Annotated in this window: 19 protein-coding genes; 16 read left to right on the top strand and 3 right to left on the bottom strand. The window is 42.6% G+C overall.

The genetic code is table 11. The features are described 5' to 3' along the window. The first annotated feature begins 6 nt into the window (after window positions 1-6). The 13 genes from mapZ (at window position 7) to tig (ending at window position 13,626) form a co-directional block, all read left to right on the top strand. The gene (mapZ, locus tag D8849_RS09975; protein ID WP_125386977.1) at window positions 7-1,389 is read left to right on the top strand and encodes a cell division site-positioning protein MapZ; all 1,383 of its coding nucleotides are present in this window, start codon (window positions 7-9) and stop codon (window positions 1,387-1,389) included. Between the two features lie 75 nt (window positions 1,390-1,464). Beyond that, complete coding sequence (gndA, locus tag D8849_RS09970) at window positions 1,465-2,889, top strand: NADP-dependent phosphogluconate dehydrogenase (RefSeq protein WP_000158778.1); 1,425 nt, start codon at window positions 1,465-1,467, stop codon at window positions 2,887-2,889. Window positions 2,890-2,900: 11 nt separating this feature from the next. Beyond that, the gene (locus D8849_RS09965; protein WP_054364290.1) at window positions 2,901-3,590 is read left to right on the top strand and encodes a response regulator transcription factor; all 690 of its coding nucleotides are present in this window, start codon (window positions 2,901-2,903) and stop codon (window positions 3,588-3,590) included. 100 nt (window positions 3,591-3,690) lie between these two features. Continuing rightward, window positions 3,691-4,701, top strand: a complete 1,011-nt coding sequence (locus D8849_RS09960; protein ID WP_125386976.1) for an N-acetylmuramoyl-L-alanine amidase family protein — start codon at window positions 3,691-3,693, stop codon at window positions 4,699-4,701. Window positions 4,702-4,718: 17 nt separating this feature from the next. Continuing rightward, window positions 4,719-5,738, top strand: a complete 1,020-nt coding sequence (cbpC, locus tag D8849_RS09955) for a choline-binding protein CbpC (protein WP_125386975.1) — start codon at window positions 4,719-4,721, stop codon at window positions 5,736-5,738. A 228-nt stretch (window positions 5,739-5,966) separates the two neighbouring features. After that, the gene (gene mvk / locus D8849_RS09945; protein ID WP_125386974.1) at window positions 5,967-6,845 is read left to right on the top strand and encodes a mevalonate kinase; all 879 of its coding nucleotides are present in this window, start codon (window positions 5,967-5,969) and stop codon (window positions 6,843-6,845) included. After that, entirely contained in the window at window positions 6,827-7,780 is a 954-nt protein-coding gene (gene mvaD / locus D8849_RS09940; RefSeq protein WP_125386973.1) for a diphosphomevalonate decarboxylase, read from the top strand. Before mvk ends, mvaD begins: the two co-directional genes overlap by 19 nt. After that, window positions 7,767-8,774 (top strand): phosphomevalonate kinase, encoded by a 1,008-nt coding sequence (locus D8849_RS09935; protein ID WP_125386972.1) that lies wholly within the window; start codon window positions 7,767-7,769, stop codon window positions 8,772-8,774. Before mvaD ends, D8849_RS09935 begins: the two co-directional genes overlap by 14 nt. Continuing rightward, on the top strand, window positions 8,758-9,768 hold the full coding sequence (gene fni, locus D8849_RS09930) for a type 2 isopentenyl-diphosphate Delta-isomerase (protein ID WP_125386971.1): 1,011 nt from the start codon (window positions 8,758-8,760) through the stop codon (window positions 9,766-9,768). Before D8849_RS09935 ends, fni begins: the two co-directional genes overlap by 17 nt. Before the next feature lie 76 nt (window positions 9,769-9,844). Then, window positions 9,845-10,543, top strand: a complete 699-nt coding sequence (gene liaF / locus D8849_RS09925) for a cell wall-active antibiotics response protein LiaF (RefSeq protein ID WP_125386970.1) — start codon at window positions 9,845-9,847, stop codon at window positions 10,541-10,543. Beyond that, the gene (locus D8849_RS09920; protein ID WP_125386969.1) at window positions 10,540-11,535 is read left to right on the top strand and encodes an envelope stress sensor histidine kinase LiaS; all 996 of its coding nucleotides are present in this window, start codon (window positions 10,540-10,542) and stop codon (window positions 11,533-11,535) included. The genes liaF and D8849_RS09920 overlap by 4 nt, the downstream gene beginning before the upstream one ends. 13 nt (window positions 11,536-11,548) lie before the next feature. Further along, complete coding sequence (locus D8849_RS09915) at window positions 11,549-12,181, top strand: response regulator transcription factor (protein WP_061589565.1); 633 nt, start codon at window positions 11,549-11,551, stop codon at window positions 12,179-12,181. 161 nt (window positions 12,182-12,342) lie between these two features. Further along, window positions 12,343-13,626 (top strand): trigger factor, encoded by a 1,284-nt coding sequence (gene tig / locus D8849_RS09910; protein WP_004263255.1) that lies wholly within the window; start codon window positions 12,343-12,345, stop codon window positions 13,624-13,626. Between the two features lie 152 nt (window positions 13,627-13,778). On the opposite strand, the gene recD2 is transcribed toward tig, so the two are convergent. The 3 genes from recD2 to rnhC form a co-directional block, all read right to left on the bottom strand. Beyond that, complete coding sequence (gene recD2 / locus D8849_RS09905) at window positions 13,779-16,145, bottom strand: SF1B family DNA helicase RecD2 (RefSeq protein WP_125386968.1); 2,367 nt, start codon at window positions 16,143-16,145, stop codon at window positions 13,779-13,781. Window positions 16,146-16,273: 128 nt separating this feature from the next. Beyond that, entirely contained in the window at window positions 16,274-16,888 is a 615-nt protein-coding gene (lepB, locus tag D8849_RS09900) for a signal peptidase I (protein WP_004245100.1), read from the bottom strand. Window positions 16,889-16,891: 3 nt separating this feature from the next. Further along, window positions 16,892-17,773: a ribonuclease HIII gene (gene rnhC, locus D8849_RS09895; RefSeq protein ID WP_061864753.1), complete on the bottom strand. Its 882-nt coding sequence runs from the start codon at window positions 17,771-17,773 to the stop codon at window positions 16,892-16,894. Window positions 17,774-17,859: 86 nt separating this feature from the next. Here rnhC and zapA point away from each other — a divergent pair, with 86 nt between their 5' ends. The 3 genes from zapA to D8849_RS09880 all read left to right on the top strand — a co-directional run bounded on the left by zapA (window position 17,860) and on the right by D8849_RS09880 (window position 21,298). Beyond that, window positions 17,860-18,162 (top strand): cell division protein ZapA, encoded by a 303-nt coding sequence (gene zapA / locus D8849_RS09890; RefSeq protein ID WP_000002019.1) that lies wholly within the window; start codon window positions 17,860-17,862, stop codon window positions 18,160-18,162. Further along, window positions 18,159-18,707 (top strand): CvpA family protein, encoded by a 549-nt coding sequence (locus D8849_RS09885; protein WP_000624513.1) that lies wholly within the window; start codon window positions 18,159-18,161, stop codon window positions 18,705-18,707. The genes zapA and D8849_RS09885 overlap by 4 nt, the downstream gene beginning before the upstream one ends. A gap of 254 nt (window positions 18,708-18,961) precedes the next feature. Continuing rightward, entirely contained in the window at window positions 18,962-21,298 is a 2,337-nt protein-coding gene (locus tag D8849_RS09880; protein WP_125386967.1) for an endonuclease MutS2, read from the top strand. The last annotated feature ends 2 nt before the right edge of the window (window positions 21,299-21,300 follow it).

The following is a 21,300-nucleotide window of genomic DNA, read 5'->3' as shown; positions in this document are numbered from 1 at the left end:
AAACTCATGAGTAAGAAAAGACATGATCGTCATATAACAGAACATCAAGAAGCGCAATTTGATTTTGATGATGCCAAAGAGCTAACGGTTGGAGAAGCCATGCTAAAAAATGAAGAGGTGGAAGCAGGTGTATTGCCTGGAGATTCTATCTTGGACAAGTATGTGAAACAACATAAAGATGAAATTGAGGCAGATAAGTTTGAAACGCGTCAGTTTAGCAAGGATGATTTAGTTGAAAAAGAAGGGATAGAAGAGATAGAGGAGACTCAGACTCTGGATAATTTACTTCAAGAGCTTCGGGAGGAAACAGGAGTAACTTCTCCAGCTTCAGAAGATGAATTGAGTCAGTTTGATGATTTAGAATTAACACGAGTTTCAGAAACTCCTCTTGTTGAAGCCTCTGAGACTGAAGATATTCCAACACTTTATCGAGTCACAGATAGTGAAGATGGAAAAAGTAAGAAGAAATGGGTGCTTTACGGTATTCTAGCAGCCTTAGTGGTTCTTATCCTTGGAACTGGTTATTATGTTTATCGTCAAGTGGCTCGTTCGACCAAGGAAATCCAAACTTCTCAATCAACTACAAACACGCAGTCAGATGTGGAAGAATTCAATAATTTATATGATGCCTTCTATACAGATAGCAACAAAACGGCTTTGAAGAATAGCCAGTTTGATAAACTGAGTCAACTTAAAACCTTGCTTGATAAGCTAGAAGGTAGTCGTGAATATACGCTTGCAAAATCTAAGTATGATAGTCTAGCAACTCAAATCAAGGCCATTCAAGATGTCAATGCTCAATTTGATAAGCCAGCTATTGTAGATGGAGTTTTGGACACTAACGCTAAAGCTAAATCAGATGCTAAATTTACAGATATTAAAACTGGAAATACGGAGATTGATAAAGTGCTAGATAAGGCTATCAGTCTAGGTAAGAGTCAACAAACAGCTCCTTCAAGTTCAAGCTCAAGTCAAGAAAGTTCAAGTTCATCAACAGAGAGGGCTACAGACAACACAAGTCCATCTTCAAGCGCCTCAACAAATAGTTCAGTTTCTGCACGTGATGATAGCCATGGCGGTTTATCAAGTTCTGGAGTTGACCTCCAGAGAGCTTCGAGTCGTGTGCCGTTCAATCAATCAGCTGTTGATGATAGCAATAATTCTGCCTGGGATTTCGCGGATGGTGTCTTGGAAAAAATCCTAGCGACTTCACGCTCACGTGGTTATATCACTGGTAACCAATATATCCTTGAACGTGTCAATATCGTTAATGGCAATGGTTATTACAACCTCTACAAGCCAGATGGAACCTATCTCTTTACCCTTAACTGTAAGACAGGATACTTTGTTGGAAATGGTTCTGGACATGCGGATGCTTTGGACTACTAAGCAGTCGTTACAAAATTCTTTCTTTTCAAAAGTAAAAATGATAAAATAAAACAAATTAAACAAGAGGAGTGTCAAATGACAAAAGCTAACTTTGGTGTCGTAGGTATGGCCGTAATGGGTCGTAACCTTGCCCTTAATATTGAATCTCGTGGTTACACAGTTGCTATTTACAACCGTAGTAAAGAAAAAACTGAAGATGTAATTGCTTGCCATCCTGAAAAGAACTTTGTACCAAGCTATGACGTTGAAAGTTTTGTAAACTCAATTGAAAAACCTCGTCGTATCATGCTCATGGTTCAAGCTGGACCTGGTACAGATGCTACAATTCAAGCCCTTCTTCCACACCTTGACAAGGGTGATATCTTGATCGACGGAGGAAACACTTTCTACAAAGATACAATCCGTCGTAATGAAGAATTGGCAAACTCAGGTATCAACTTTATCGGTACGGGGGTTTCTGGTGGTGAAAAAGGTGCCCTTGAAGGTCCTTCTATCATGCCTGGTGGACAAAAAGAGGCCTACGAATTGGTTGCAGATGTTCTTGAAGAAATCTCAGCTAAAGCACCAGAAGATGGCAAACCATGTGTGACTTACATCGGTCCTGATGGAGCTGGTCACTATGTGAAAATGGTCCACAACGGTATCGAGTATGGTGACATGCAATTGATTGCAGAAAGCTATGACTTGATGCAACACTTGCTAGGCCTTTCTGCAGAAGATATGGCTGAAATCTTTACTGAGTGGAACAAGGGTGAATTGGACAGCTACTTGATCGAAATCACAGCTGATATCTTGAGTCGTAAAGACGATGAAGGCCAAGATGGACCAATCGTAGACTACATCCTTGATGCCGCAGGTAACAAGGGTACTGGTAAATGGACTAGCCAATCATCACTTGACCTTGGTGTACCATTGTCACTCATCACTGAGTCAGTATTTGCACGTTACATTTCAACTTACAAAGAAGAACGTGTACATGCTAGCAAGGTTCTTCCAAAACCAGCTGCCTTCAAATTTGAAGGAGACAAGGCTGAGTTGATTGAAAAAATCCGTCAAGCCCTTTACTTCTCAAAAATCATTTCATACGCACAAGGTTTTGCGCAATTGCGTGTAGCTTCTAAAGAAAACAACTGGAATTTGCCATTTGCAGATATCGCATCTATCTGGCGTGATGGCTGTATCATCCGTTCTCGTTTCTTGCAAAAGATTACAGATGCTTACAACCGTGATGCAGACCTTGCTAACCTTCTTTTGGATGAGTACTTCCTGGATGTTACTGCTAAGTATCAACAAGCAGTGCGTGATATCGTAGCTCTTGCTGTTCAAGCTGGTGTGCCAGTGCCAACTTTCTCAGCAGCTATTACTTACTTTGATAGCTACCGTTCAGCTGACCTTCCAGCTAACTTGATCCAAGCACAACGTGACTACTTTGGTGCTCACACTTACCAACGTAAAGACAAAGAAGGAACATTCCACTACTCTTGGTATGACGAAAAATAAGTAGGTCTGCCATGGGGAAACGGATTTTATTACTTGAGAAAGAAAGAAATCTAGCTCATTTTTTAAGTTTGGAACTCCAAAAAGAGCAATACCGAGTTGATCAGGTTGAGGAGGGGCAAAAAGCCCTCTCCATGGCTCTTCAGACAGACTATGACTTGATTTTATTGAATGCTCGTCTGGGGGATATGACAGCCCAGGATTTTGCAGACAAGCTGAGTCGGACTAAGCCAGCCTCAGTCATCATGATCTTGGACCATCGTGAAGAATTGCAAGATCAGATTGAGACAATCCAACGCTTTGCCGTTTCGTACATCTATAAGCCAGTTATTATTGATAATTTGGTGGCTCGTATTTCAGCGATTTTCCGAGGTCGGGACTTTATCGACCAACATTGTAGTCAGATGAAGGTTCCAACGTCTTATCGCAATCTGCGTATGGATGTAGAACATCATACCGTTTATCGTGGCGAGGAGATGATTGCTCTGACTCGTCGTGAGTATGACCTCTTGGCTACTCTTATGGGAAGCAAGAAAGTTCTGACTCGTGAACAGTTGTTGGAAAGTGTCTGGAAGTATGAAAGTGCGACCGAAACCAATATCGTGGATGTCTATATCCGTTATCTACGTAGCAAGCTTGATGTAAAAGGTCAAAAAAGCTACATTAAAACCGTGCGTGGTGTCGGTTACACCATGCAAGAATAGAAAGCAGTTGCAGTTATGTAACTGCTTTTTTTGAGGGGGTTCTCTATATATTGACATACGGTTGGGGCTTTGCTATAATCAGTTATGGAGGATACGTCTAATGAAAACAATAAAAAAATTGATGCAAATTGCATTAGCAGTCTTTTTCTTCGGTTTGCTAGCAACAAGTGCAGTATTGGCGGATGATGCTGATTCAGAAGGTTGGAAATTTGTCCAAGAAAATGGTAGAACCTACTACAAGAAGGGTGAGATCAAAGAAAAGGCCTGGCGAGTGATTGATGGCAAGTACTATTATTTTCATCATGTATCAGGAGAGATGGTTGTAGGCTGGCAATATATCCCGTTTCCATCTAAAGGAAGTACTATTGGTCCTTACCCTAATGGTATGAGGTTGGAATTTATGCCAATGCCAAGATGGTACTACTTTAACCAAGATGGTGTCCTACAAGAATTTGTTGGTAAGCAAGTTTTAGAGGCAAAAACTGCTACAAATACCAACAAACATCATGGGGAACAATATGATAGTCCAGCAGAGAAACGAGTCTATTATTTTGAAGATCAACGTAGTTATCACACCTTAAAAACTGGTTGGGTTTATGACGAAGGACATTGGTATTATTTACAGAAGGATAGTGGCTTTGATGCTCGTATCGACAGTTTGACGGTTGGGGAGCTAGTGCGTGGTTGGACCAATGATAACTCAACTTGGTACTATCTAGATCCAACAACTGCTGCAATGCAAACAGGTTGGAATTACCTTGGCAACAAGTGGTACTACCTTCGTTCATCAGGTGCCATGGCAACTGGTTGGTATCAGGAAGGCTCAACTTGGTATTATTTAGAGCAGTCAAATGGTGATATGAAAACTGGATGGCAATATCTCGGTAACAAGTGGTACTATCTCCGTTCATCAGGAGCTATGGCAACTGGTTGGGTGAAAGATGGTTCAACTTGGTACTATCTAAATGCAAGTAATGGAGATATGAAGACAGGTTGGACAAAAGTAGGAGGAAACTGGTATTATCTCAATTCCTCTGGAGCAATGGTTACAGGTAGCCAAACTATCGATGGTAAAGTTTATAACTTTGCTTCATCTGGTGAGTGGATTTAATATTGGAGGACATATAAATGAAACTTTTAAAAAAAACTATGCAAGTTGGACTAACAGCATTTTTCTTTGGTTTGCTAGCTACAAATACTGTATTTGCGGATACCACAGGTGGCCAATTTGTTGATAAGGATAATAGAAAATATTATGTAAAAGATGATCATAAAGCAATCTATTGGCATAAAATAGACGGTAAAACTTACTATTTTGGTGATAGAGGAGAGATGGTTGTCGGTTGGCAATACGTAGAAATTCATGGAACAGGTTATCGTGATAATTTATTTAATAATCGTCCAGTCGTAGAAATTGGCCTTCAGGAGAAGTGGTACTATTTTGGACAAGATGGTGCTTTGCTAGAACAAACAGATAAACAAGTACTAGAGGCAAAAACGTCTGAAAATACAGGAAAAGTATACGGTGAACAATATGCTCCATCTGCTGAAAAGAGAACTTATTATTTTGATAATAATTATGCTGTAAAGACAGGCTGGACTTATGAAGACGGCAATTGGTATTATTTAAATAAGCTAGGAATTTCTGGCGATGATTCTTACAATCCACTACCAATTGGTGAAGTTGCTAAGGGTTGGACTCAAGATTTCCATGTTACTTTTGGCATTGATAGAAGCAAACCTGCTCCGTGGTATTACCTAGACCCAGAAACTGGTATCATGCAAACTGGTTGGAAACAACTTGGCAATAAGTGGTACTATCTCCGTTCATCAGGAGCTATGGCGACTGGCTGGTATCAAGAAGGCTCAACTTGGTACTATTTAGATGCTGAAAATGGTGATATGAAAACGGGCTGGCAATACCTTGGTAACAAGTGGTACTATCTCCGTTCATCAGGAGCTATGGCAACTGGTTGGTATCAAGATGGTTCAACTTGGTACTACCTAAATGCAAGTAATGGAGATATGAAGATAGGCTGGTTCCAGGTCAATGGCAAATGGTACTATGCTTACAACTCAGGTGCTTTGGCAGTGAATACGACCGTAGATGGCTATTCTGTCAATTATAATGGCGAATGGGTTCAATAATGAAAGAGGCGATTGTGAAGGAAACAATCGCTTTTTTTGTGAAAATATAATAAAATAGATAGGAGAGAATAAATACTTGTAGGAAAAAATAATACTCTTCGAAAATCAAATTCAAACCACGTCAGCGTCGCCTTACCGTACTCAAGTACAGCCTGCGGCTAGCTTCCTAGTTTGCTTTTTGATTTTCATTGAGTATGAGACGGCTTTTTCGTCTAGCAAAAGGAAAAAATGACAAAAAAAGTTGGTGTCGGTCAGGCACATAGTAAGATTATTTTAATAGGGGAGCATGCGGTCGTTTACGGTTATCCTGCTATTTCCTTGCCCCTTTTGGAGGTGGAGGTGACTTGTAAGGTAGTTCCTGCAGCGAATCCTTGGCGTCTCTATGAGGAGGATACCTTGTCCATGGCGGTTTATGCCTCACTGGAGTATTTGGATATCAAAGAAGCCTGCATTCGTTGTGAGATTGACTCGGCTATCCCTGAGAAACGGGGGATGGGTTCGTCAGCAGCTATCAGCATAGCGGCCATTCGTGCGGTATTTGACTATTATCAGGCAGAACTGCCTCATGATGTATTAGAAATCTTGGTCAATCGGGCGGAGATGATTGCCCATATGAATCCAAGTGGTTTAGATGCTAAGACCTGTCTCAGTGACCAGCCTATTCGCTTTATTAAGAACGTAGGATTTACAGAACTTGAGATGGATTTATCCGCCTATTTGGTGATTGCCGATACTGGTGTTTATGGTCATACTCGTGAAGCCATTCAAGTGGTTCAAAACAAGGGCAAGGATGCCCTGCCGTTTTTGCATGCCTTGGGAGAATTGACCCAGCAAGCAGAAGAAGCGATTTCACGAAAAGATGCTGAAGGACTGGGACAAATCCTTAGTCAAGCGCATTTACATCTAAAAGAAATTGGTGTTAGTAGCCCTGAGGCGGATTCTCTAGTTGAAACGGCTCTTAGCCATGGTGCTCTGGGTGCCAAGATGAGCGGTGGTGGGCTAGGAGGCTGTATCATAGCCTTGGCAACCAATTTGACTCAAGCTCAAGAACTAGCAGAAAGATTAGAAGAGAAAGGAGCTGTTCAGACATGGATAGAGAGCCTGTAACAGTACGTTCTTACGCAAATATTGCTATTATCAAATATTGGGGAAAGAAAAAAGAAAAAGAGATGGTGCCTGCTACTAGCAGCATCTCTCTGACTTTGGAAAACATGTACACAGAGACGGCCCTGTCGCCTCTACCGACGGATGCGACTGCTGATGTCTTTTACATCAATGGTCAGCTACAGAGTGAGGCGGAGCATGTCAAGATGAGCAAGATTATTGACCGTTACCGTCCAGCTGGTGAGGGCTTTGTTCGAATTGATACTCAAAATAATATGCCTACGGCAGCGGGCTTGTCATCAAGTTCTAGTGGTTTGTCTGCCTTGGTCAAGGCTTGTAATGCTTATTTCAAGCTTGGATTGACTCGGAGCCAGTTGGCACAGGAGGCTAAGTTTGCCTCAGGCTCTTCCTCTCGGAGTTTTTATGGACCACTAGGTGCTTGGGATAAGGATAGCGGAGAAATTTACCCTGTAGAGACAGACTTGAAACTAGCTATGATTATGTTGGTACTAGAGGACAAGAAAAAACCGATCTCTAGTCGTGATGGGATGAAACTTTGTGTGGAGACATCGACGACCTTTGATGACTGGGTCCGTCAGTCTGAGAAAGACTATCAGGATATGCTGGTTTATCTCAAGGAAAATGACTTTGCCAAGGTTGGGGAGTTAACGGAGGAAAATGCTCTGGCTATGCACGCTACGACCAAAACAGCATCACCAGCCTTTTCTTATCTGACGGATGCAAGCTATGAAGCCATGGACTTTGTCCGCCAGCTTCGTGAGCAAGGAGAAGCTGGCTACTTTACCATGGATGCTGGTCCCAATGTCAAGGTTCTCTGTCAGGAGAAAGACTTGGAGCATTTATCAGAAATCTTCGGTCAACGTTATCGCTTGATTGTGTCAAAAACAAAGGATTTGAGCCAAGATGATTGCTGTTAAAACTTGCGGAAAACTCTATTGGGCAGGCGAATATGCTATTTTAGAGCCAGGGCAGTTAGCCTTGATAAAGGCCATTCCTATCTATATGAAGGGTGAGATTGCTTTTTCTGATAGTTACCGTATCTACTCAGATATGTTTGATTTCGCAGTGGATTTGACGCCGAATCCTGACTACAGCTTGATTCAAGAAACGATTGCTTTAGTGGAAGATTTCCTGATTTATCGAGGTCAAACTTTAAAACCTTTTTCTCTAGAAATCCGAGGAAAAATGGAACGAGAAGGGAAAAAGTTTGGTTTAGGTTCTAGTGGCAGCGTCGTTGTCTTGGTTGTCAAAGCTTTGCTAGCTCTATATAATCTTTCGGTTGATCAGGGTCTCTTATTCAAGCTGGCTAGTGTTGTCTTGCTCAAGCACGGAGACAATGGTTCTATGGGGGACATTGCCTGTATTGTGACAGAGGAATTGGTTCTTTACCAGTCATTTGATCGCCAGAAGGTGGCTGCTTGGTTGGAAGAAGAAAACTTGGCGACAGTTTTAGAGCGTGAGTGGGGCTTTTCTATCTCACAAGTGAAACCAGCCCTAGAATGTGATTTTCTAGTGGGATGGACCAAGCAAGTAGCTGTATCTAGTAACATGGTTCAGCAAATCAAGCAAAATATCAATCAGAATTTTTTAAGTTCCTCAAAAGAAACCGTGGTTTCTTTGGTAGAAGCCTTGGAGCAGGGGAAATCAGAAAAAATTATCGAGCAAGTAGAAGTAGCCAGCCAGCTTTTAGAAGGCTTGAGCACAGATATTTACACGCCTTCGCTTAGACAGTTGAAAGAAGCTAGTCAAGATTTGCAGGCTGTTGCCAAGAGTAGCGGTGCTGGTGGTGGTGATTGTGGTATTGCCTTGAGTTTTGATGAGCAATCAACTGAAACCCTAAAAAAACGTTGGGCCGATCTGGGGATTGAGCTCTTATACCAAGAAAGGATAGGACATGACGACAAATCGTAAGGATGAGCACATCCGCTATGCCCTTGAGCAGAAAAGTTCCTATAATAGCTTTGATGAGGTGGAGTTGATTCATTCTTCCTTGCCTCTTTACGACCTGGATGAAATCGATCTTTCGACAGAGTTTGCTGGTCGAAAGTGGAACTTTCCTTTCTATATCAATGCCATGACGGGTGGAAGCGATAAGGGAAGAGAAATCAATCAAAAGCTGGCTCAAGTGGCGGAAGCCTGTGGTATTTTATTTGTAACGGGTTCTTATAGCGCAGCCCTCAAAGATCCAGCAGATGACTCTTTTTCTGTTAAGTCTAGTCATCCAAATCTCCTTCTTGGAACCAATATTGGATTGGACAAGTCTGTCGAGTTAGGACTTCAGACTGTAGAAGAAATGAATCCTCTTATCCTGCAGGTGCATGTCAATGTTATGCAGGAATTGCTCATGCCCGAGGGAGAAAGAACGTTTAGAAACTGGCAATCGCATCTAGCAGACTATAGCAAGCAAATCTCTGTTCCGATTGTCCTCAAGGAAGTGGGCTTTGGAATGGATGTGAAGACCATCGAGAGAGCCTATGAATTGGGCGTTCGAACCTTTGACCTGTCAGGTCGTGGTGGCACCAGCTTTGCTTATATCGAAAATCGTCGCAGTGGCCAGCGTGATTACCTTAATCAATGGGGGCAATCTACTATGCAGGCCCTTCTCAATGCCCAAGACTGGAAAGACAAGGTTGAACTCTTGGTCAGTGGTGGCGTTCGGAATCCGCTGGATATGATTAAGTGCTTGGTCTTTGGAGCCAAGGCTGTGGGATTGTCACGAACCGTTCTGGAATTGGTTGAAACCTACACAGTTGAAGAAGTGATCGACATTGTTCAAGGATGGAAAGCAGATCTACGCTTGATTATGTGTGCCCTTAATTGTGTCACCATAGCAGATTTGCAAAAAGTAGACTATCTTCTTTATGGAAAATTAAAAGAAGCAAAGGATCAGATGAAAAAGGCGTAACCACCGCCTTTTTTCCATCTTCAGACCGAGGTGACTTTTTTGAAGTGTGATAAAATAGAAGGGAGAGGATGAACCTATGAGAAAATTTAAAATCTTTTTATTTATCGAAGCCTGTCTGTTGACAGGAGCTCTGATTTTGATGGTTTCAGAGCATTTTTCGCGTTTTCTGCTGATTCTATTCCTCTTTTTGCTTTTGATTCGCTATTACACTGGTAAGGAGGGCAATAATCTTCTTTTAGTAGTGTCAACTATTCTCTTCTTTTTCATCGTCATGCTCAATCCTTTTGTGATTCTAGCTATTTTTGTTGCGGTCATATACAGCCTCTTTCTTCTTTATCCGATGATGAACCAGGAAAAAGAGCAGACCAATTTGGTTTTTGAAGAGGTTGTGACGGTTAAGAAGGAGAAAAATCGTTGGTTTGGCAATCTCCATCATTTTTCAAGCTACCAGACTTGCCAGTTTGATGATATCAATCTCTTTCGCCTTATGGGTAAGGATACCATTCATCTGGAGAGGGTCATCTTAACCAATCATGACAATGTCATTATCCTCAGAAAGATGGTAGGAACAACTAAAATCATTGTACCTGTAGATGTGGAAGTCAGTCTTAGCGTTAACTGTCTCTATGGTGATTTGACTTTTTTCAATCAGCCCAAGCGAGCCCTCCGCAATGAACACTATCATCAAGAAACAAGAGACTATCTCAAGAGTAATAAGAGTGTCAAGATTTTCTTGACTACTATGATTGGAGATGTGGAGGTGGTCAGAGGATGAAAAAACAAGCCTATGTAATCATTGCTCTCACCTCCTTATTATTTGTCTTGTTTTTCTCCCACAGCTTGCTGGAAATCCTTGACTTTGACTGGTCTATTTTCTTGCATGATGTCGAAAAAACAGAAAAATTTGTCTTTTTGTTGTTGGTATTCAGCATGTCCATGACCTTTCTCTTAGCCCTGTTTTGGAGAGGTGTTGAAGAGCTTTCTCTAAGAAAAATGCAGACTAATCTCAAGCGTTTGTTGGCAGGGCAAGAAGTGGTTCAGCTTGCAGATCCAGATTTGGATGCCAGTTTCAAGTCCTTGTCAGGTAAACTTAACCTTTTGACAGAAGCTCTTCAAAAAGCAGAAAATCAGAGTCTTGCTCAGGAAGAGGAAATCATCGAGAAAGAACGGAAGCGGATTGCTCGGGATTTGCACGATACAGTCAGTCAGGAGTTGTTTGCGGCCCACATGATTTTGTCAGGTGTCAGCCAGCAGTCTTTGAAATTGGATAGAGAAAAGATGCAGACCCAGTTGCAGGGTGTCACAGCCATTTTAGAAACAGCCCAGAAGGATTTGCGGGTCTTGCTATTGCATTTGCGACCAGTTGAACTGGAGCAAAAGAGTCTGGTTGAGGGAATTCAAATCCTCTTAAAAGAGCTTGAGGACAAGAGTGATCTCAAGGTTAGTTTCAAGCATAATGTAACGAAATTACCTAAGAAAATTGAGGAGCATATCTTCCGTATCCTGCAAGAGTTGATCAGCAATACCCTCCGCCATGCCCAGGCCTCTTGCCTAGATGTCTATCTCTATCAGACAGATGTTGAATTGCAGCTGAAGGTGGTGGACAATGGGATTGGTTTCCAGTTAGGGAGTTTAGATGACCTGAGTTATGGACTCCGCAATATCAAGGAGCGGGTTGAAGATATGGCAGGGACGGTTCAGTTATTAACAGCTCCCAAACAAGGGCTGGCAGTTGATATCCGTATTCCCCTGCTCGATAAGGAATGATAAAGGAGTAAAGATGAAAATTTTACTAGTAGATGACCATGAAATGGTCCGCTTGGGCTTGAAAAGCTACTTTGACCTCCAAGATGATGTAGAAGTTGTGGGTGAGGCTACAAACGGATCTCAAGGCATTGACTTAGCCTTGGAATTACGTCCAGATGTCATTGTCATGGATATTGTCATGCCTGAGATGAATGGGATTGACGCGACCTTGGCTATCCTCAAAGAATGGCCTGAAGCCAAGATTTTGATTGTGAGCTCTTATTTGGACAATGAAAAAATCATGCCCGTCTTAGATGCAGGTGCTCGTGGCTATATGCTCAAGACTTCTAGTGCGGACGAACTACTCCATGCCGTCCGTAAGGTGGCTGCTGGAGAGTTGGCCATTGAGCAAGAGGTCAGCAAGAAGGTCGAATACCACCGAAATCACATAGAACTACATGAGGACTTGACTGCGCGTGAGCGAGATGTTCTCCAACTCATCGCCAAGGGCTACGAAAATCAGCGTATCGCAGACGAACTGTTTATCTCTCTCAAGACGGTCAAGACGCACGTGTCTAACATTCTTGCCAAACTTGAGGTTAGCGATCGTACCCAGGCTGCAGTCTATGCCTTTCAGCACCACTTGGTGGGGCATGAGGACTTTTAACAGATATGCAAAAATAATATTGGAGAAATAGCTGACCTTAGTATCAAAGAAGCAAGCAAGTACCTCTAGCGTCATTGAAAAGCGCATTCATTACTTGAAAAAAGTCGCCCATTTATGTTATAATAGACTGTATTTAAAAAATTTTAAGGAGAAATGACAGAATGTCTGTATCATTTGAAAACAAAGAAACAAACCGTGGTGTCTTGACTTTCACTATCTCTCAAGACCAAATCAAACCAGAATTGGACCGTGTCTTCAACTCAGTGAAGAAATCTCTTAATGTTCCAGGTTTCCGTAAAGGTCACCTTCCACGCCCTATCTTCGACAAAAAATTTGGTGAAGAGTCACTTTACCAAGACGTTATGAACGCTCTTTTGCCAAATGCTTATGAAGCAGCTGTAAAAGAAGCTGGTCTTGAAGTCGTTGCTCAACCAAAAATTGACGTAACTTCAATGGAAAAAGGTCAAGACTGGGTTATCACTGCTGAAGTCGTTACAAAACCTGAAGTAAAATTGGGTGACTACAAAAACCTTGAAGTATCAGTAGATGTAGAAAAAGAAGTAACTGATGCTGACGTTGAAGAGCGTATCGAACGCGAACGCAACAACTTGGCTGAATTGGTTATCAAAGAAGCTGCTGCTGAAAACGGTGACACTGTTGTCATCGACTTCGTTGGTTCTATCGACGGTGTTGAATTTGATGGCGGAAAAGGTGAAAACTTCTCACTTGGACTTGGTTCAGGTCAATTCATCCCTGGTTTCGAAGACCAATTGGTAGGTCACTCAGCTGGCGAAACTGTTGATGTCGTTGTAACATTCCCAGAAGACTACCAAGCAGAAGATCTTGCAGGTAAAGAAGCTAAATTCGTGACAACTATCCACGAAGTAAAAGCTAAAGAAGTTCCAGCTCTTGACGATGAGCTTGCAAAAGACATCGACGAAGAAGTTGAAACACTTGCTGAATTGAAAGAAAAATACCGCAAGGAATTGGCTGCTGCTAAAGAAGAAGCTTACAAAGATGCAGTTGAAGGTGCAGCAATTGATAAAGCTGTAGAAAACGCTGAAATCGTAGAACTTCCAGAAGAAATGATCCACGAAGAAGTTCACCGTTCAGTAAACGAATTCCTTGGAAACTTGCAACGTCAAGGTATCAACCCTGACATGTACTTCCAAATCACTGGAACTACTCAAGAAGATCTTCACAAACAATACGAGGGAGAAGCTGAGTCACGTACTAAGACTAACCTTGTTATCGAAGCAGTTGCCAAAGCTGAAGGATTTGATGCTTCAGAAGAAGAAATCCAAAAAGAAATCGAGCAATTGGCTGCAGACTACAACATGGAAGTTGCACAAGTACAAAGCTTGCTTTCAGCTGATATGTTGAAACACGATATCACAATCAAAAAAGCTGTTGAATTGATCACAAGCACAGCAACAGTTAAATAATCTTAGACTCTTCGAAAATCTCTTCAAACCACGTCAGCGTCGCCTTACCGTACTCAAGTACAGCTTGCGGCTATCTTCCTAGTTTGCTCTTTGATTTTCATTGAGTATTAATAAACAAAAATCCCACCTGAATTGGTGGGTTTTCTTATGCACTATTTTCCAAAAATCTCTTTGAGGTCTGCGTCTGTAATCCCAATCATGGCTGGGATGCTGTCCCAGTTTTCTTCTGTTAGGATGTAGGGTTGTTCAGAGGTACTTGATGTGGCTGTTTCAGAGATAGTTTGTTGCTTTTCTTCAACAGTTTCCAATAAATCACTGAAGCGTTCAATCAGATAGGTTTTTCGGGCTGTTCCGATGTGTTGGGTAGCATAGTCGAAGGCCTGTAATTCGCCTAGTAAGATAAGCTTGCTTTTGGCGCGTGTAATGGCTGTATAGATGAGATTGCGCTCCAGCATACGCCTACTAGCACTGGTGATAGGTAGGATGACAACAGGAAACTCACTTCCCTGAGACTTATGGATACTCATGGCATAGGCTAGGCGAATCTTGTACCATTCGTTACGTGGGTAAGAGACTTCGTTGCCATCAAAATCAATGACAATCTCGTCTTGTTTCGACTCGGTGTATTTACCAGGAATCAGGTCTGTGATAGCTCCTAAATCCCCATTAAAGACATTGATTTCAGCATCGTTGACCAAATGAATGACTTTGTCTCCCTTACGATAGTGGCACTGGGGAGCTTCAAAACTGAGTTGATCTTTCTGTGGTGGATTAAGGAGGTCTTGCATAAGTTGGTTGATGGCATCAATCCCTGCTGTCCCTCGGTACATGGGAGCCAGAACTTGGATATCACGGGCAGGGATGCCACTTCTGAGGGCAGCGCCTAAGATCTTTTCAATGGTAGCAGGAATATGACCACTAGCGATTTCAAAGTAGGAACGGTCAGCTTTTTTCTGGGTGAAATCAGCTGGCAAGATGCCCTGTCGAATCTGACTTGCTAGGGTGACGATGGTTGATTCTTCGCTTTGCCGATAAATTTTTTCCAAGCGAGTCTGAGGAATCAGGGGAATATGAAGCAGATCTGCTAGAACTTGTCCAGGACTGACAGAAGGCAACTGGTCGCTGTCGCCCACGATGAGGATTTTACTGTTAGAAGAGATGTTGGAGAAGAGTTGATTGGCCAGCCAAGTATCCACCATAGAAAATTCATCCACGATGATAAAGTCAGCATCTAGATAATCCTCCAGATGACTGGTATCATCGTCACCTGTCATTCCTAAATGACGGTGTATGGTCGCGCTAGGCAAACCAGTCAATTCATTCATGCGGCGAGCTGCTCGTCCAGTTGGAGCGGCAAGAAGAAGCGGCAGATTGCTTTTTTTCCTGAGGTCAAGTCCTTCTAAAAGGGCATAAACAGCGATGATACCATTGATAACAGTTGTCTTACCAGTACCAGGTCCACCTGTCAGGATAAAGACCTTATTCTGGATAGCATCACAAATAGCTTGTTTTTGAATGTGATCATACTCAATATCCAGCTCTTCTTCGACAGTAGCGATATGTTTTTGAATGGTTTCTAAATCATGACTCTTCTGTTTTCCTTTTTCAAGGATACGAACTAAGTGACTGCGGATGCCTTCCTCAGCGAAAAAGAGGCTGTTGTCAAAAATCTTGGTATCAACCTGCTGAACCTTGTCTTCTTCAATCAGGTAGGAGAGTTCTTGGGCTACTTGGCTGGGGTCCAGTTCCACGGGGCGGGAAGATTCAAGGAGAGTAAGGGTTTGTTCTAGTAAATCCCGTGCTTCAACATAGGTGTCCCCTGTTTCCATACAGGCCTGAAAAAGACTGTGAACTAGACCGGCACGGAAGCGTTCAGGAGCCTGACTTTCGATGCCTAGTTCTTCCGCTAATTGGTCAGCAATAGTAAAGCCCAAACCCTTGATATCCTCAACTAACTGGTAGGGATAATTTTCAACCACATCAAGGGTTTCTTCTTTGTAAAAGTCTTGAATCTGAAAGGCTAGTTTATTGGGAATGCCGTAGTTGGCTAGTTTGGCCAAGACCATCTCGGTTCCGTAGTTGAGACGGAGGGTGGAGACGAAAGCCTCGCGATTTTTGGCAGAGAGTCCTGCAATGCCTTCTAGCTTTTCTGGGTGTTGCAGAATTTCGTCAATGGTATTGTCGCCATAGGTATCCACGATTTTCTGAGCTGTCTTGAGACCAATTCCCTTGAAATGGCTACTTGAAAAGTACTTGACCAAGCCCTTGCTAGTTGGTTTTGCGCGTTCATATCGGCTGATTTGCAGTTGTTCCCCATACTTGGAGTGTTGGACAATTTGCCCCCAAAAAGTATAGTCTTCTCCCTCAATCACGTCAGCCATGGTACCAGTGACAATGATTTCAAAATCATCAAAATCCTCTGCGTCCGTATCGTCAATTTCTAGGAGGAGGATGCGATAAAAATTGCTGGGATTTTCAAAAATAATCCGTTCAATGGTTCCAGAAAAATAAACTTCCATAAAATTCCTTTACATGAATAGGTGAGAGTTGGGGTTGTTTCTATCCTAGTTATACTGGGTAGTGAATAATCATCTTCTCACGATAGAAGAAGAGGCTGAGATTGCTGATTCTCGGCCTCTTAGGTCTCTTAAAATGTTCCGATACGAGTGATTGGCCAGAAGCGGAATTTAGCTTCTCCTGTGATATCTTTTGCTTTGAAGGTACCTACGTGGCGACTGTCGCTCGAAACCAAGCGGTCATCTCCGAGTAGAAGGTATTCTCCTTCTGGGACAGTAAAGCTAAAGTTGGTATTATAGTTGACATCAACTGTAAAGGCTTGGGCTTTTTCAGCAATACTTCTAAAGAAAGTTCCTTTATTTCCTTCAAAGCCCTTGCCTGAGTATGTGCTTTGGAGTTTGTCATCCTTGAAGCGTTTGATGTAGTCAGCTAGGTAAGGCTCATCTGTCTCTTTATCATTGATGTAAAGTTTATCGTTTTCGTAACGGATGGTGTCGCCAGGCATTCCGATGACACGTTTGACGATGTCCTTATTTCCATCTTCCTCATGGGCAACCACGATATCAAATCGGTCAATAGGTAGGTGTTTGACAACAAAGAGAATTTCGCCATCCGCTAGGGTAGGATCCATGGAATGCCCTTCTACGCGAACATTGCTCCAAAAAAAGATACGACTTAAAGCTAGTAATGACAGAATTAGGAGGAACAATCCCCACTCTTTTAAGAAATTTTTAAATGAATTCATAACTTACCTTTCTAAGCGTTTTTTCGCTTTTTCAGTATTTTTAAAGTGCAATTTGGCGCAGAAATTGAGTCCTTGCATACCATAGGCTTGCAAAATCTGGTTAGCCACCTTATCAGAAGCCGTTCCAGCTCCACTTGGAAGTTGATAGCCCAGCTCTCGTCCCAGATTTTCAAGATTTTCTAGAAAGAGATCACGCGCAATGATAGAAGAAACTGCGACAGCCAAGTATTTGCCCTCAGCCTTTTCTTCTAAGCTGATAGGATTGCTGAAACGATTGGCCTCTTGTGCCAAGTACTTGTCATAATTTTTAGCACTGGTAAAGGCATCAATCACAATTTTCTCAGGCTGAATGCCTTTTTGAAGGAGGAGATAGATAGCCTGATTATGGAGGGCTACCTTAACAGAAACAGCATTGTAGCGGTCTCCGATGATCTCGTTGTACTTGCTTGGTGAGAGAAGCAGTGCCTGGTGCTGGATTTTTTCTTTGAGGATAGGGGCAATCTGACGGATCTTTTGGTCAGTCAGAGTTTTGGAATCCCCCACACCGAGTTTTCGCAAGAAGGCATGCTGGTCAGGTGTGACAAAGGAAGCCACAACTGCAAGCCCACCAAAGTAGGAACCATTCCCTACTTCATCTGTCCCAATCAAAGGGAGATTTTGTCCGCTAGTTTCCTCTACAACTTGATATCCAAAGAAACTAGCATATTTCTCGGCCCCTTCACCCTGAAGCAAGACCTTTCCAGAAGTATAGATAGAAACCGTTGCTTGAGGTAGTCGTAAAAAGTAGCGAATATAGGGATTCTTGCTGGGAGCCAGACTGGTTTGATAGTGTTCAAGAAAAGCCTGAATCTCCTTTTCGCTTGGTGTGAGTGTTATACTTGCCATAGTTTCTATTGTACCACAAAAGCAGGCAAATTTGTAAAAACTGACAAAATTAGCGAATTTTGGTATAATATCGTGAGGTGAATTTTATGGCAAATCTAAATCGATTCAAATTTACATTCGGGAAAAAATCATTAACCTTGACGAGCGAACATGATAACCTTTTTATGGAGGAAATCGCCAAGGTTGCGACAGAAAAATACCAAGCAATTAAAGAACAAATGCCTAGTGCAGATGATGAAACAATCGCTCTTTTGTTGGCAGTCAACTGTTTATCGACTCAACTCAGCCGTGAGATTGAATTTGATGATAAGGAGCAAGAATTAGAAGAATTGCGCCACAAGCTTGTGACTTGCAAGCAAGAACAGAGCAAGATTGAGGATTCCTTATGATTTCACTCCTTCTTCTATTGGTCTTGGCTTGGGGATTTTATATCGGCTATCGTAGAGGCCTGCTCTTACAGGTGTATTACCTGATTTCAGCCATGGCATCGGCTTTTGTGGCTGGCCAGTTTTATAAGGGGCTTGGAGAGCAATTTCATTTGCTGCTCCCTTATGCAAATCCACAGGAAGGTCAGGGAACTTTCTTTTTCCCATCGGATCAACTCTTTCAGTTGGATAAGGTCTTTTACGCAGGGATCGGCTACTTGCTTGTATTTGGGATTGTCTATAGCATTGGTCGTTTGCTTGGTCTCCTCTTACACTTGATTCCTAGTAAAAAACTGGGTGGTAAGTTGTTCCAAGTTTCAGCAGGGATCTTGTCCATGTTGGTGACCTTATTTGTCTTGCAAATGGCTTTGACAATCTTAGCGACCATTCCCATGGCAGCTATACAAAATCCTCTTGAAAAGAGTATCGTCGCAAAACATATCATCCAGAGCATACCAGTAACAACTAGTTGGCTCAAACAAATCTGGGTGACAAATTTAATCGGATAAAAAGGGCAGGAATTTTCCTAGCCCTTTGTTTACAGATTGACTAGAATCTATCAGAATGTAAAAAGCTAATACTCTTCGAAAATCTCTTCAAACCACGTCAGCGTCGCCTTGCCGTAGGTATGGTTACTGACTTCGTCAGTTCTATCTACAACCTCAAAACACTGTTTTGAGCAACCTGCGGCTAGCTTCCTAGTTTGCTTTTTGATTTTCATTGAGTATACCACACCTAGACATTCAAAGACAAGGAAATAAAGATGAATAAGAAAATATTAGAAACATTAGAGTTCAATAAGGTCAAGGCCTTGTTTGAACCCCATTTGTTGACCGAGCAGGGGTTGGAGCAGTTGAGACAGCTGGCTCCGACTGCTAAAGCGGATAAAATCAAACAGGTTTTTGCTGAGATGAAGGAAATGCAGGCTCTCTTTGTCGAGCAACCGCATTTTACCATTCTTGCAACTAAGGAAATTGCAGTAGTCTGCAAGCGGTTGGAGATGGGGGCGGATCTCAATATCGAGGAGTTCCTACTCTTGAAGCGCGTGCTTCTTGCTAGCCGAGAATTGCAAAGTTTTTACTCCAATCTGGAAAATGTTAGCTTGGAAGAATTAGCTCTCTGGTTTGAGAAATTGCATGATTTTCCGCAAATACAAGGAAATCTCCAGGCCTTTAATGATGCAGGTTTCATTGAAAATTTTGCCAGTGAAGAATTAGCGCGCATCCGTCGAAAAATCCATGATAGCGAGAGTCAGGTGCGCGATGTTTTACAGGACCTGCTTAAGCAAAAAGCACAGATGTTGACAGAAGGGATTGTTGCCAGTAGAAATGGCCGTCAGGTTTTACCAGTCAAAAACACCTACCGCAATAAAATTGCAGGTGTCGTTCATGATATTTCTGCTAGTGGAAATACCGTCTATATCGAACCCCGTGAGGTGGTCAAACTGAGCGAAGAAATTGCCAGTTTACGAGCAGATGAGCGCTATGAAATGCTTCGCATTCTCCAAGAAATTTCTGAACGTGTCCGTCCTCATGCGGCTGAAATTGCCAATGATGCTTGGATTATCGGCCATCTGGACTTGATTCGTGCCAAGGTCCGCTTTATCCAAGAAAGACAAGCAGTTGTTCCTCAGCTATCAGAAAACCAAGAGATTCAACTGCTCCATGTCTGTCATCCTCTGGTCAAAAATGCCGTCGCAAATGATGTCCATTTTGGCCAAGATTTAACAGCCATTGTCATTACAGGTCCCAATACAGGTGGGAAGACCATCATGCTCAAAACTCTCGGTTTGACACAGGTCATGGCCCAGTCAGGCTTACCTATTTTAGCAGATAAGGGAAGTCGTGTTGGTGTTTTTGAAGAAATCTTTGCTGATATTGGCGATGAACAGTCTATTGAACAGAGCTTGTCTACCTTCTCTAGCCACATGACCAATATTGTGGATATTCTTGGCAAGGTCAACCAACATTCACTCTTACTCTTGGATGAGTTGGGGGCTGGTACAGATCCCCAAGAGGGAGCAGCCCTTGCCATGGCTATTCTGGAGGATCTTCGCCTGCGTCAGGTCAAGACTATGGCGACGACCCACTATCCAGAACTCAAGGCCTACGGTATTGAGACAGCCTTTGTGCAAAATGCCAGCATGGAGTTTGATACTGCAACTCTACGCCCGACCTATCGCTTTATGCAGGGTGTTCCTGGTCGAAGCAATGCTTTTGAAATTGCTAAACGTCTAGGCCTATCTGAAGTTATCGTAGGGGATGCCAGTCAGCAGGTTGATCAGGACAATGATGTCAATCGGATTATTGAGCAACTGGAAGAGCAGACGCTGGAAAGTCGTAAACGCTTGGACAATATCCGTGAGGTGGAGCAAGAAAATCTCAAGATGAACCGTGCTCTCAAAAAACTTTACAACGAGCTTAATCGTGAAAAGGAAACAGAGCTTAACAAGGCGCGTGAACAGGCTGCTGAGATTGTGGACATGGCCCTAAGTGAGAGTGACCAGATTCTTAAAAATCTCCACAGTAAATCCCAACTCAAGCCCCACGAAATAATTGAAGCCAAGGCCAAGTTGAAAAAATTGGCTCCTGAAAAAGTAGATTTGTCTAAAAACAAGGTTCTTCAAAAGGCTAAGAAAAAACGAGCTCCAAAGGTGGGAGATGATATCGTGGTGCTCAGTTATGGCCAGCGTGGTACCTTGACCAGTCAACTCAAAGATGGCCGCTGGGAAGCCCAAGTTGGCTTGATTAAGATGACTTTAGAAGAGAAAGAATTTGACCTCGTTCAAGCCCAGCAAGAAAAGCAAGTCAAGAAGAAACAAGTCAATGTCGTGAAACGAACTTCTGGTCGTGGCCCACAAGCCAGACTGGACCTTCGAGGCAAACGTTATGAAGAGGCCATGAATGAGCTAGATGCCTTTATCGACCAAGCCTTGCTTAACAATATGGCCCAAGTTGATATCATTCACGGTATCGGTACAGGTGTCATCCGTGAAGGTGTCACCAAATACCTACAAAGAAACAAACATGTCAAGAGTTTCGGCTATGCCCCACAAAATGCTGGAGGCAGTGGTGCAACTATTGTGACCTTTAAAGGATAAGA

Source organism: Streptococcus mitis, assembly GCF_003942765.1.
Taxonomy (GTDB): domain Bacteria; phylum Bacillota; class Bacilli; order Lactobacillales; family Streptococcaceae; genus Streptococcus; species Streptococcus mitis_BE.
This window is presented reverse-complemented; position numbering and strand designations above follow the sequence as displayed.